This window comes from Streptomyces sp. Rer75 (assembly GCF_013414305.1).
Classification (GTDB): domain Bacteria; phylum Actinomycetota; class Actinomycetes; order Streptomycetales; family Streptomycetaceae; genus Streptomyces; species Streptomyces himastatinicus.
On sequence record NZ_CP058693.1, the window covers coordinates 8,807,130 to 8,820,140 of the forward strand.

Genomic DNA, 13,011 nt, shown 5'->3' on the forward strand with positions numbered 1-13,011 from the left:
CTTTTGACGGAAGTCGTTCCGAACCCCATCGGGGTGAGCACGGATGACCAGCAGCAATGGACCCGCCGTCTCGCGCGAGGAGTTCGACGCGCTCTTCGAGACGGTCCGGACGTGGGGGCGCTGGACCCCGGCCGGTCGCGGCGCGTGGAACCGGGTGACCCCGGAGCAGGTGCGGCACGCCATCGCCCGCGTACGGTCCGGGGTGGTCGTCCCGCTGGCGCGGCCCTGGAACACGCGGTCCGCGCCGGACAACCCCAAGCCCGCGCTGCACCACATGACGGACCTCGGCGACGTGGAAGCGCCGGAGCCCTCCGTGCACAAGGACTTCCTCGCCGCCGACTACCACGGCAAGGGCATGACCCATCTCGACGCGCTGTGCCACGCCGCCTACCGGGGGCAGCTCTACGGCGGCCGGGCGGCGCATGAGGTGATCGACGCCGCGGGCGCCCACTACGCGGCGGTCGGCGCGCTCGGGCCGCTCGTCACGACGGGCATCCTGCTCGACCTTCCCGCCGTCCTGGGGACCGCCTGGCTGGAGCCGGGGCAGGCGGTGCACGCCGAGGACATCGTCGCCGCCGAACGGGCGCTGGGGGTGACGATCGGGGAGGGGGACGCGGTGCTGCTGCGCTCCGGGAGCCTTCGCCGTCGAGCGGAGCGCGGCGCCTGGGATCCGGACGCGGCGAGCGCGGGGCTGCACGTGGATGCCGTCCCGTTGCTTGCCGAGCGCGGTATCGCCCTGCTCGGCGGGGACGGCGACAACGACGTACGGCCCTCGCCGGTCGAGGGCATGCACTCGCCGGTCCATGCGCTCGCCCTGGCCGCGATGGGGGTGCCGCTGCTGGACAACCTCGATCTCGAAGCGCTCTCCGCCGCCACCGCCGAGGCGGGTCGCTTCGCGTTTCTGCTGGTCGTGGCACCGTTGAACGTACCGGGCGGCACGGGCTCACCCGTCACTCCGGTCGCGGTGCTGTGATGGGGGACCACAACCCGGTCACCATGCGTGAGGCATCGAATGCGTGTTTTTCTGCTCTCCAGGGCATTGCCCGTACCCGTTATTGTCGAAGAGTGGGCTTTTGGGGCTAATCACAGCAAATTGCTAGGAGAGGCGTGATTCAGTCCGGTGAGGAAGCGATCCTGGCGGGGCTCGTGGCAGGCGGCATCGGGCCCGCACGTTCGCGTGAGCGCTTCCTCGAGGGGGAGGCGGTTCAGGCAGGCGTACGAGGTCTGATCCTGAATTCGTGGCAGCGCTGCCGGGTCCTGGGCCTGCCGCTGGGCGGCTTCGAGCTTCCGTACCGGGAGTTCGATCCCGAGAACCGGCTGGTCCGTGCCGCCGCTCCGGTGCTCGACCGGCTGCGGGCCAGGTACCAGGGCAGCCCGATGAACATCGCGCTCGCCGACGGAGACGGGACCGTGCTCCAGCGCCGCTTCGGCGACGACGCGTGGGCCAGAACCCTCCCGCCGATCCAGCAGACACCGGGCTTCGTCTTCGCCGAGCAGTTCGCCGGTACCAACGGCATCGGCCTCGCCCTGGCGGAACGGCGGCTCATCCAGGTCTACGGCGCCGAGCACTTCTCCGAGCGCGGCCTGACGAACGGGTGCAGCGCGATACCCGTCCGCGACCCGCTGAGCGGGCGCATCGAGGGCATCCTGTGCCTGGCCTATCCGCGCACCTCCGGGCATCCGGTGCTGGACGGCGTGCTGCGCAGGGCGGCCCAGGCCATCGAACGGCGGCTGCTGGCGCAGAGTTCGGCGCGGGAGCGCGGGCTGCTGCGTGCGTACCTGGACGCGGCCGGTGCTGCGGGCACCGGCGGGGGCGGCGGGCACACCATGAGGGTGGACTCCTTCGTCCAGGGGCTGCCCCGCGGCGACCAGATGATGATCAAGGAGTGGGCCGCCGAGCTGCTGTCGCACGGGCAGCGGGCCGCCGTCGACGTGATCCTGTCCGACGGGCGGCGGGTCACCCTCGTGAGCCGCCCGATGACAAGCACGGCCGGGGTGGAGGGCATGGCGATCGAGGCCATGTTCCCCGACCACTCACCGAGGCCGCCCCTCACCCTCCCCCCGCACCTCACCCTCCCGCCCCCCTCCGGCCGGGGCGCACAAGCCGCCACGACGTCCGCCCCCGAGGCCCCGGCCGCCGAGGCGCGCCGCGCCGAGCGGCGCCACGTCACCGACGGCATGGCCGGGCTGGTGCTGGTCGGCGAGCCGGAGGTGGGGAAGTACGCCCTGGCGGCGCGGCGCCGCATGGAGCTGCTGTCCGAGGCCAGCGCGAGCATCGGCACCACCCTGGATGTGCGCCGCACCGCCCAGGAACTCGCCGAGACGGCCGTCCCGGGACTGGCCGACTTCGTCACCATCGACCTGCCCGACGCCGTGCTGCGCGGCGACGAACCCCTCGACCCCCGGCACGACCTGCGCCGCGCGGTGATCCACGGCATCCGCGACGACTGCCCCTTCTCCCCGATCGGCAAGCGGATCACGTACCACCCCATCACGCCCCAGCTGCGCTGTGTGAACACCGGGCACGCGGTCCTCGAACCGGACCTGGAGACCGCCGCGGGCTGGCTCATCCAGGACCCCGAGCACACCACGCGGCTGCTGTCCCACGTCCGTTCCCTCATCGCCGTCCCCCTGGTCGCCCGCGGCACCGTCCTGGGCATCGCCAGCTTCTACCGCTCGCTCGACCCCGCGCCGTTCGGGGACGACGACCGTTCGCTGGCCCAGGAGCTGGCGACCCGCGCCGCGCTGTCCATGGACAACGCCCGGCGCTACACCCGCGAACACAACATGGTCCTGGCCCTCCAGCACAGCCTGCTTCCGCACGGCGTGCCCGATCAGGACGCGGTCGAGGTCGCCCACCGCTATCTGCCCGCCGAGTCCCGGGTTGGCGGCGACTGGTACGACATCATCCCCCTGCCCGGCACCCGCGTCGGGCTCGTCGTCGGCGACGTCGTCGGCCACGGCATGCACTCCGCCGCCACCATGGGACGGCTGCGCACCGCCGCGCGCAGTTTCGCCGAACTCGACTTCCCCCCGGACGAGGTGCTGACCCACCTCGACAACCTGGTGCTGCGCCTGGACCGGGAGGAGAGCAGCGAGGGCTCCGGCGACGGATTCGGCATCATCGGCGCGACGTGTCTGTACGTCGTCTACGACCCGACCTCGCAGCGCTGCGCCATGGCCCGCGCCGGTCACCCGCCGCCCGCGCTGGTCCGCCCCGACGGCACCGTGTCGTTCCCCGACCTGCCCGCCGGGCCCCCGCTCGGGCTGGGCGGGCTGCCCTTCGAGACCGCCGAGATCGAGGTCTCCGAGGGCAGCCAGCTGGTCCTCTACACCGACGGGCTGATCGAGGACCGGCACCGTGGCATCGACGTGGCCCTCGACCGGCTGCGCGCGGTCCTGGCCCACCCGGAGCGCACCCCCGAGGACACCTGCCAGGCGGTCCTGGACGACGTGGCGCCCGTCCACCCCTGCGACGACATCGCCGTGCTCGTCGCCCGCACCCATGCCTTCGACGCGGACCGGGTCGCCACCTGGGAGCTGCCCGCCGAACCGGCCGTCGTCCCCGAGATCCGGGCCGCCGCCGACCGGCAGCTGGCCGACTGGGGCCGGGAAGAGGTCGCGTTCGTGGCGGAGCTGCTGCTCAGCGAGCTGGTCACCAACGCCCTGCGGCACGCGAGCGGGCCCATCCGGGTACGGCTGCTGCACGGCCGCACCCTGATCTGCGAGGTCTCCGACACCAGCAGCACCTCCCCGCATCTGCGCCGGGCGGCCACCACCGACGAGGACGGCCGCGGTCTGTTCCTCGTCGCCCAGCTGGCGCTGGCCTGGGGCACCCGCCACACCCCGGACGGCAAGGTCATCTGGGCCGAATGCCCCCTCGGCACCCCGTGAGACCGGGGGCGCCGAGCCGTTGGCCCGTTGGGGTAACGGAGGCGCCGAGACCGACTCATTTCAGTAAATACCAAGATCAGTGCAGCTAAGGTCGCGGATGTGAGGTGGGAATGCTCGCCAGGTCGGCCCGGAGACGTCCGTGGATGACACCGTCGACACCTCGGTGAACTCCCCGGCCGCGGGAGCGGAACCGCTCGTCCGCATCCGGGGCCTCAGCAAGCGTTTCGGCGGCACGCTCGCGCTGGACCGTATCGACCTCGACATCCACCGGGGCAGCGTGCTCGCGCTGCTCGGCCCCAACGGCGCCGGGAAGTCCACGCTCATCAAGGTGCTCGCGGGATATCACCCCGCGGACGGCGGGACGGTGACGGTGGCCGGGCACCCGCTCGGGACCGAGGCCGCCTCCCGGAACATGTCCTTCACCCATCAGGACCTCGGCCTCGTGGAGTGGATGACGGTCGCCGAGAACATCGCCCTGACCACCGGCTATCCACGCCGTGGCGGGCTGATCTCCTGGCGGGGGACCCGGGCGCGCGGCGCGGAGGTCCTGCGGACCGTCGCCGGACACCTCCCGGCCGACGCCCGGATCGCCGACCTCGCGCCCGCCGAACGCTCACTGGTCGCCATCGCCCGCGCCCTCGCGTCACGGGCGCGGCTCATCGTCCTCGACGAGCCGACCGCCAGCCTCCCCGCCGCCGACTGCGCGCGGCTCTTCGACGTCCTGCACACCCTGCGCGACCTGGGGCACGCCATCCTCTACGTCAGCCATCGCCTGGACGAGGTGTACGAGGTCGCCGACGCCTTCGCGGTGCTGCGCGACGGCCGCCTCGTCAGCCGGGGCCCGCTGGCGGCACACGGCGCCGCCCGTCTGGTGCGGGACATCGTGGGTGACGAGCCGACCGGCTACCGGCCCGGCGCCGCTCCCGCCGGAGGACCGGCGGTGCTGACCCTCGACGGCGTCCGGACGGCCCAGGCCGGACCCGTCTCCCTCGAACTGCGGGCCGGGGAAATCCTCGGCCTGGTGGGGCTCACCGGCGCCGGGCACCGGGGGCTGGGCCGCGCCCTCGCGGGCGCCCGGCCGATCGTCGCCGGGCGGGCGCTCCTCGACGGGCGGCCGTACCGCCCGCGCACGGTCGCCGCCGCCGTCGCCTCCGGGGTCGGCCTGGTGACCGGCAACAGGGTGCAGGAGGGCTGCGCCGCCGAACTGACCGTACGGGAGAACCTGCTGGCCAACCCGCGTACGGGCGGTCCACCGGCGCGGCACTGGATCAGCCCCCGCCGGGAGCGGGCCCAGGCCCTCACCCTCATCGAACGGTTCTCGGTGCGGCCCCGCGACAGCGAGGCTCCGATCGCCACCCTGTCCGGCGGCAATCAGCAGAAGGTCGTGCTCGGCCGCTGGCTCCGGGGCGGGCTGCGCGTGCTGATCCTGGAGGAGCCGACCGCGAGCGTGGACATCGGGGCCAAGGCGGCGATCTACCGCCTGCTCGACGACGCGCTGGCGGCCGGTCTCGCGGCGGTGCTCATCTCCACCGACTTCGAGGAGGTCGCGGGGGTGTGCCGCCGCGCCCTGGTGTTCGTCCGGGGCTCCGTGACGGCCGAGCTGAGCGGCGCGTCGCTCACCGTCGCGGAACTCACCCGGGCGGCCTCGGCGCTGCCCGCGTCCGGGACCTGAGGCCCCCGATGACACCCCCGCCCCCGCCCTCGCCCCGATCCCGCCTCTCCGAAAGGCCGGGGTCCGGCCGGGGCCGGGCGGGCGGGCACCTCATCGGTACGTACGGCCTGCTGGCCCTCACCGCCCTGCTGTTCCTCATCTTCTCCGTGACCCTGCCGCGCACCTTCCCGACCCTGGACAACATCTCCTCGATCCTGACCAACCAGTCGGTCCCGGCCCTCCTCGCGCTCGGCGCGACGGTCCCCATCGTGACCGGCAACTTCGACCTCTCCATCGGATACGGCCTGGGCCTGGCGCATGTGATGGTGATGCAGCTCATCGTCCACGAAGGGTGGCCGTGGCCGCTGGCCTGCCTGGCGGTGATCATCGGGGGCACGGTGGTCGGGGTGTTCAACGGTGTCATCACCGAGTTCGGCCAGATCGACTCGTTCATCGCCACCCTCGGGACCGGGAGCATGCTCTACGCCGTCACCGGCTGGGTCACCGGCGGCGGCAGGGTCGTCCCCGGACCGGAGGGCCTGCCGGGCGCCTTCACCGACCTCTACGACTCCACCTTCCTCGGCCTGCCGGCCCCCGCCTTCTACGTGCTCGCCCTGGCCGTCGCCCTCTGGCTGCTGCTGGAGCGGCTGCCGCTCGGCCGGTATCTGTACGTCATCGGCTCGAACCGCCGCGCCGCCGACCTCGTCGGCATCCCCACCCGCCGGTACTCCGTCTGCGCCTTCGCCGTATCGGGGCTGGTCGTCGGCTTGGCGGGGGTGCTCCTCGCGGCGCAGCAGCAGCTCGGCAACCCGAGCGTCGGCCTCGACTATCTGCTGCCCGCCTTCGCGGGTGCCCTGCTCGGCTCCACCGCGATCAAACCCGGCCGCGCCAACGCCCCGGGCACCGTCGTCGCCGTGGCGGTCCTCGCCATCGGGCTCTCCGGCATCGGCCAGCTCGGTGCCCAGTTCTGGGTGACGCCGCTGTTCAACGGCGGCACCCTGCTCGTCGTCGTCGGCCTGGCCGGTTACTCCGCGCGTCGCCGGCTGCGTACGGGCATCACCGCGGACCGGAGGAGGAGTTCCCGTGCGGCCCCGCCGTAGGACGGCCCTCATCGCCGCCGTGCTGGTGGCGGCGGGCGTCCTCGCCGGTTGTGAGCGCGGCTCGTCGGCCGGGGGAGGGGACTCCACCGCGGGGCCGCGCGGCTGTCCCGCGGTCCTCGCCCGCGCCAAGGCCGCCGTCGAGCGCGCCGAGCGGAACGACGTCCCCTGGAACGGGCCGACGCGCGGCCCCCGGGCGGTGCCCGGCAAGACCATCGTCTATGTCGCGCAGACCATGACCAACCCCGGAGTCGCGGGCGCCGCGCAGGGGGTACGGGAAGCGGCGAAGGCCATCGGCTGGAGGGTCCGGGTGATCGACGGCGGAGGCACCCCGGCGGGCATCCAGGCGGCGCTGAGCGAGGCCGTCACCCTCAAGCCGTCGGGCATCGTCATCGGCGGCTTCGATCCCAAGTCGACCGCGCGGCAGGTCGCGCAGGCCAACGCGGCGGGCATCCCGCTGATCGGCTGGCACGCGGTCGCGTCCCCCGGGCCCAGCACCAGGCCCAGGTTGTTCACCAACGTCACCACCAGGGTCGAGGACACGGCCAGGATCAGCGCGGACTGGGTGATCGCGCGATCCAACGGCAGGGCGGGGGTCGTGATCTTCACCGATGCCTCGATCCCGTTCGCCAGGAACAAGTCCGAGCTGATCAGGAAGGGGTTGGCCAGATGCCGGGACGTCAGGCTGCTGGCCTACGAGAACATTCCGATCCCCGACGCGGGCAGCCGCACCCCCCAGGAGGTCTCCTCCCTCCTCTCCCGCTTCCAGGACGAGTGGACCTACTCCGTCGCCATCAACGACCTGTACTTCGCGGACGCGGCCCCGGCCCTCCGCGCGGGCGGCAGACGGGGCTCCGGCCCTCCCTTCAACATCGGGGCGGGCGACGGCGATCCGTCGGCCTTCCAGCGCATCAACCACCGGCAGTACCAGGCCGCCACCGTGCCCGAGCCGCTGTCCCAGCAGGGCTGGCAGATGATCGACGAGTTCAACCGGGCCTTCTCCGGCCGGGCCCCCAGCGGGTACACCGCCCCGGTCCACATCTCCACGGCCGCCAACAGCGCGGGGGCGACGAGTTGGAACCCTCCGGGCTATCGGGCGGCGTACCGGAAGATCTGGGGCTCCTGACGTCGGGTGGTGCACGACTCTTGACAGGGGCTGTGGGGGCGCCGTTCTCTGGAACCGATTCCAGAACCGATTCCAGGAGTCAGGATGACGATCGCCGCCACCGTCAGCGTCCACGATCCGCAAGGCCCCGGTGCGTCCGGGCTGACCATCAGCGGCATCGACGTCGTGGCGGTGCGCGCCCCGCTGGCCCGGGAGTTCAAGGGCAGCTTCTACCGGATGACCCACCGCGCGACCCTGATCACCCGGGTGCGCACCGAGGAGGGCATCGTCGGGGAGGCGTACGTGGGGGACGAGGACGGCGCCCTCGCCGACATCGCCGCGATCATCGCGCGCGAGATCGCCCCGCGGCTCGTCGGCGAGGACGCCTTCGCCACCGAGCGCTGCTGGGACCTCGCCTATCCGGTCACGTACGACATCCTGCGCGACCGCCGCCACGGGCTGGTGGCCCTGGCCGGGGTCGACACCGCGATCTGGGACGCGGTCGGCAAGGCGCTGCGGATGCCGCTGCACCGGCTGTGGGGCGGCTACCGCAGGGAGATCCCCCTGGTGGCGATCGGCGGGTACTACGGAGAACCGCTGGGCGCCATCGAGGACGAGATCGCGTTCTACAAGGACCTTGGCCTGGCCGGGATGAAGTTCAAGGTCGGCGGGGCCTCGCCCGAGACCGACGCCAAGCGGGTCGCCGCCGCCCGGGAGGCGGCCGGTGACGACTTCGTCATCACCGTGGACGCCAACCAGGGCTACACCGTCGCCGACGCGCTGGAGTTCGCCTGGCGCGTCGAGGACCTCGGCATCCGCTGGTTCGAGGAGCCGGTGCGCTGGCACAACGACCGCCGTTCCCTGCGCGACGTGCGCATGCGCACCCGCATCCCGGTCGCCGCGGGCCAGAGCGAGTACAGCGCCAGCGGCTGCCGGGACCTGATGGAAGCGGGCGCCGTCGACGTCTGCAACTTCGACGCCTCCTGGTCCGGGGGACCGACGGCCTGGCGCCGCACCGCCGCCATCGCCACCTCGTACGACGTCCAGATGGGCCATCACGAGGAGCCGCAGGTCTCGGCGCATCTGCTGGCCGCCCAGCCGCACGGCACCTACGCCGAGTGCTTCCACCCGGACCGGGACCCGTTCTGGTGGCATCTGATCGCCACGGAACGGCGGCTGGTGGACGGCAAGCTCCAGCTGTCCGACGAACCCGGCCTCGGCTGGGAGCTGGACGAGGACTACATCGCCAGGTACCGCGTCGAGCTGGGCGCCTGAGATGGCGTCCGACCCCGGCTTCGGGATGCGCGGCAGCCGACCGCACCGGGTGGCGATCCGCGAGGTGGCCGAGCACGCCGGAGTGGCGGTGTCGTCCGTGTCCCGCGTCATCTCGGGGCATCCGGACGTCAGCGAGGCGATGCGCGAAAAGGTCATGAAGGCCATCGACGAACTGGGCTTCGTCCCGGGGCTCGCGGCGCAGAGCATCCGCACCGGCGCCACGAAGACCATCGGCTTCGTCATCAGCGACATCCGCAACCCGCTGCTCGCCGAGATCGCCCACGCGGCCGAGACCCGGCTGCGGATGCGCGGCTACACGCTGCTGATGATGAGTTCCCTCCACGACCCCGAGCTGGAGGCCGACCATCTGCGCCGGCTCGCCCAGCACCGCGTGGAAGGGCTGCTGGTGTCGGTCACCGACGAGCAGAACCCGGAGACGGTCGGCCTGCTCGCCCGGGCCGGTGTCCCCGTCGTGCTGCTCGACCGCGACATCCCCGACCTGCCCACCGCCTCCGCCGCCCGCTTCGACCACGCCGGGGGACTGACGGCCGCGGTACGGCACCTGGCCGACCTCGGGCACCGGTCGATCGGGCTGGTCGGCGGCTCGCCCCACACCCGTCCCTCCCGGGAGCGCGAACAGGCCCTGCACCGGGTCGTCGCGGAGCTGCCCGGGGTCACGGCCCGCGTCCACAGCGGGGACTTCGCCAAGGAACACGGGGCGAAGGCCACGTACGCGCTGCTGACCGGTGAGGACCGCCCGACGGCGCTGATCGCCGGATCCAATCAGATCCTGGTCGGGGTGCTGTCGGCCCTCGCCGAACTCCCCTACGAGATCCCCCGGGATCTCTCCCTGGTCACCTGCGACGACGCCCCGATGGCGGCCTTCCTGCGGCCACGGCTCGCGACGATCCGCAGGGATGTCGCCCGGATCGGCCGCGACAGCGCCGATCTGCTGCTCGAGGCCCTGGCCGGTGCGCCGCCGCGGTCCGTCGAGCTGCCGACCCGATTCGACCGGGCGGGGTCGTGTGCCGCCCCGCCCCCGTTCCCGTCCCCGTCCCCGGACCGGTGACCGCACCGGTCACCGCAATACGCGTCACCGCGCCACCGCTTCACCGAAGAAGCAGGGAGAAGCCATGTCCGCCCCCTTGTCGTCCGGCGTCACCAAGGGCGTCGTGCCCCCATCCCCGACCGCCGCCGAGGACGCGGCCAATCTGCGCCGCGCCCGCTGGGGCGGCCTGGCCGGAACCGCCCTCGAACAGTACGACTTCGTCATCTACGGGACCGCGTCCGCGCTGGTCTTCAACGCGGTGTTCTTCCCTGACGTCAGCCCCGCCGTGGGCTATCTCGGCAGCTTCGGGGCGTACGCCGTCGGCTTTCTCGCCCGGCCGCTGGGCGGCCTGTTCTTCTCCCGCTTCGGGGACCGGCTCGGCCGCAAGTGGGTGCTGGTCACCACGCTGTACCTGATGGGCATCGCCACGTTTCTGATCGGCCTGCTGCCGACGTACGAGACGATCGGGCTCGCCGCGCCCCTGCTGCTGGTCGTGCTGCGCTGCCTCCAGGGATTCGGCGCCGGTGCCGAAATGGCCGGTGGCACCGTGCTGCTGGCCGAGGCGGCGCGGCCCGGCAGACGCGGCCTCACCGCCGCGCTGGTGTGGGTCGGCGCCTCGGGCGGCACGGCGCTCGGCGCCGTCGTGTGGCTGGCGGTCCAGCAGCTGCCCGACGACGCGATGATGAGCTACGGCTGGCGGCTGGTGTTCCTCAGTTCCCTCCTCGTCACGCTCCTGGCCTACCTGCTGCGGCGCAAGCTTCAGGACCCCCGCGTCTTCACCGAGGCCGTGCGGGAACAGGCCCGGGAACACGCCGGGGAGCGGCGTCCCTCGCCCATCAAGGACGTGTGGACCAACAGCCGCCGCAATGTGCTGCGGGTGTTCGCGATGGTGGCCGGGGTCAGCCTCAACTCGTACACGTACCAGGTGTTCATGGGCAGCTACCTGGTGTCGAACGTCGGCGCCGACAAGGCCGTGTTCACCCGCGCGCTCCTGATCGGCGCCGTGTGCGGCATGGGCGCGGCGCTCTTCTTCGGCTGGCTGTCGGACCGGCTCGGCCGCCGCCCCGCGTACACCACCACCGCCCTCGCGATGATGATCCTGCCGGTCCCCGCCTTCCTGATGCTGGACACCGGCAGCTCCGTGATGATCACGGCGGTCATCATCCTGGGCTTCGTCTTCGCCGCCGAGGGCTCGGTGAGCGCCCAGGCGGCGTTCCTGCCGGAGATCTTCGGCAGCCGCTACCGCTACGCCGGGGTCACCATGGGCCGCGAGCTGGCCTCCGTCGTCGGCGGCGCCGGACCGCTGGTCTGCTCGGCGCTGGTCACCTGGGCGAGCGGCAGCTGGATCCCCGTCGCGGCCCTGATGATCGTGAGCATCGCGGTCAGCCTCGCCGCCACCTGGCGCACCCCGGAGACCCGCGACCGGGACCTGTTCTCCGAGGCCGACGCGACCTGATCACCCCAGCGACAGCCGAAGGGCCCTGAAATGCACACGCCCCCGCACATGCCTACGCTCCCGCACACGCCTGCGTACATCGGCGGCAAGCACATCGACGGCGCCGAGACCTACGACAACATCGACCCGGCGGACGGCCGTTCGCTCGGCACCGTGATCCGCTCCGGCCGACGAGAGATCGACCTCGCCGTCGAAGCGGCCGGGGCCGCCCAGCCCGGCTGGTACGCCACGCCGGTCGCCGACCGTGCCGTCGCCCTCACCCGCCTCGCCGACGCCATCACCGCCGAGTCCGAGACCCTGGCCCGGCTGGAGAGCGAGGACACCGGCAAGCCGATCGGGCAGGCGCGCGCCGACGCCGCCGTCTGCGCCCGCTACTTCCAGTTCTACGGCCACGCCATCGACACCTACTACGGCGACACCATTCCGGTGCGCCCCGGCATCCAGGCCTACACCACGCGCGAACCCTTCGGCGTCACCGGGCACATCGTCGCCTGGAACTACCCCATGCAGCTGTTCGCCCGGGGTGTCGCCCCGGCCATCGCCACCGGCAACTGCGCGGTCGTCAAACCGGCCGACGAAACACCCCGCACCGCGGTGCGGCTCGCCGAACTCGCCACCGCGGCCGGCCTTCCGGACGGCGTGATCAACATCGTGCCCGGCATCGGCGCCGAGGCGGGCGCCGCGCTCACCGCCCACGGGGGCGTCCGCCAGGTCGGCTTCGTCGGCTCGACGGCCGTCGGCGCCCAGGTCGCGCACGCCGCCGCCGAGCGGGTCGTGCCCGCCACGCTCGAACTGGGCGGCAAGTCCGCGCACGTGGTCTTCCCCGACGCCGACCTCGACGCCGCCGCCGAGGCGGTCACCAAGGGCATTCTCCAGAACGCCGGTCAGACCTGCTCGGCCGGCTCCCGGCTGATCGTGCACCGCGACGCCCACGACGCGCTGGTGGCGCGGCTGACCGCGGCGTTCTCCGCGGTACGCATCGGGCCCGGCGCCGACGACCCCGATCTGGGGCCCCTGGTGTCACGCAAACAGCAGGCCCGGGTCGCCGGTTTCCTCGACGGCCTCACTTCGGGCGAGGTGCTGGTCGGCGGCGCGGCCCCCGACGACCAACGGCTCGGCGAGGGCGCGTACTTCGCCCCCACCCTCGTCGACGGTGTCGACCCGGGCAGCCGCCTCGCGCAGGAGGAGGTGTTCGGCCCCGTGCTGGCGGTGATGAGCTTCGACCGGCCCGAGGAGGCGGTACGGCTGGCCAACTCCACGCCGTACGCGCTGATGGGCGCCGTCTGGGCGTCGGACATCAGCCGCGCCCTGACCACCGCCCGCGGCATCGAGGCCGGGCAGGTGTACGTCAACGCCTTCGGCGCGGGCGGGGGCGTGGAGTTCCCGTTCGGCGGTTTCCGCGGCTCCGGCTACGGACGGGAGAAGGGGGTGGAGGCGCTGGACGCCTACACCCAGAGCAAGACCTTCATCATCAAGCTCTGAACG

Annotated in this window: 9 protein-coding genes; all 9 read left to right on the top strand. The window is 72.7% G+C overall.

The annotated features are described in order from the left end of the window. Positions 1-43 precede the first annotated feature (43 nt). Positions 44-973 (top strand): cyclase family protein, encoded by a 930-nt coding sequence (locus HYQ63_RS37725; protein WP_179938172.1) that lies wholly within the window; start codon positions 44-46, stop codon positions 971-973. A 134-nt stretch (positions 974-1,107) separates the two neighbouring features. Continuing rightward, on the top strand, positions 1,108-3,894 hold the full coding sequence (locus tag HYQ63_RS37730; protein ID WP_257232401.1) for a SpoIIE family protein phosphatase: 2,787 nt from the start codon (positions 1,108-1,110) through the stop codon (positions 3,892-3,894). A gap of 139 nt (positions 3,895-4,033) precedes the next feature. After that, entirely contained in the window at positions 4,034-5,566 is a 1,533-nt protein-coding gene (locus tag HYQ63_RS37735) for a sugar ABC transporter ATP-binding protein (RefSeq protein WP_179938173.1), read from the top strand. A gap of 8 nt (positions 5,567-5,574) precedes the next feature. Next, on the top strand, positions 5,575-6,645 hold the full coding sequence (locus HYQ63_RS37740) for an ABC transporter permease (RefSeq protein WP_179938174.1): 1,071 nt from the start codon (positions 5,575-5,577) through the stop codon (positions 6,643-6,645). Continuing rightward, on the top strand, positions 6,629-7,768 hold the full coding sequence (locus tag HYQ63_RS37745; RefSeq protein WP_179938175.1) for a substrate-binding domain-containing protein: 1,140 nt from the start codon (positions 6,629-6,631) through the stop codon (positions 7,766-7,768). Before HYQ63_RS37740 ends, HYQ63_RS37745 begins: the two co-directional genes overlap by 17 nt. Positions 7,769-7,852: 84 nt before the next feature. Then, positions 7,853-9,022, top strand: a complete 1,170-nt coding sequence (locus tag HYQ63_RS37750; protein WP_179938176.1) for a mandelate racemase/muconate lactonizing enzyme family protein — start codon at positions 7,853-7,855, stop codon at positions 9,020-9,022. Between the two features lies 1 nt (position 9,023). Beyond that, the gene (locus HYQ63_RS37755) at positions 9,024-10,091 is read left to right on the top strand and encodes a LacI family DNA-binding transcriptional regulator (RefSeq protein ID WP_218929609.1); all 1,068 of its coding nucleotides are present in this window, start codon (positions 9,024-9,026) and stop codon (positions 10,089-10,091) included. Between the two features lie 64 nt (positions 10,092-10,155). After that, the gene (locus tag HYQ63_RS37760; RefSeq protein ID WP_179938177.1) at positions 10,156-11,526 is read left to right on the top strand and encodes an MFS transporter; all 1,371 of its coding nucleotides are present in this window, start codon (positions 10,156-10,158) and stop codon (positions 11,524-11,526) included. A gap of 48 nt (positions 11,527-11,574) precedes the next feature. Further along, positions 11,575-13,008 carry an aldehyde dehydrogenase family protein gene (locus tag HYQ63_RS37765; RefSeq protein WP_179938178.1) on the top strand — a complete coding sequence of 478 codons (1,434 nt, stop codon included), beginning with the start codon at positions 11,575-11,577 and terminating at the stop codon, positions 13,006-13,008. Positions 13,009-13,011 lie beyond the last annotated feature (3 nt).

Excerpts from the sequence above, each read along its gene's own strand:
- HYQ63_RS37760 (WP_179938177.1), top strand. The coding sequence starts at position 10,156 with ATGTCCGCCCCCTTGTCGTCCGGCGTCACCAAGGGCGTCGTGCCCCCA.
- HYQ63_RS37755 (WP_218929609.1), top strand. The coding sequence starts at position 9,024 with ATGGCGTCCGACCCCGGCTTCGGGATGCGCGGCAGCCGACCGCACCGG.
- HYQ63_RS37765 (WP_179938178.1), top strand. The coding sequence starts at position 11,575 with ATGCCTACGCTCCCGCACACGCCTGCGTACATCGGCGGCAAGCACATC.
- HYQ63_RS37725 (WP_179938172.1), top strand. The coding sequence starts at position 44 with ATGACCAGCAGCAATGGACCCGCCGTCTCGCGCGAGGAGTTCGACGCG.
- HYQ63_RS37740 (WP_179938174.1), top strand. The coding sequence starts at position 5,575 with ATGACACCCCCGCCCCCGCCCTCGCCCCGATCCCGCCTCTCCGAAAGG.
- HYQ63_RS37750 (WP_179938176.1), top strand. The coding sequence starts at position 7,853 with ATGACGATCGCCGCCACCGTCAGCGTCCACGATCCGCAAGGCCCCGGT.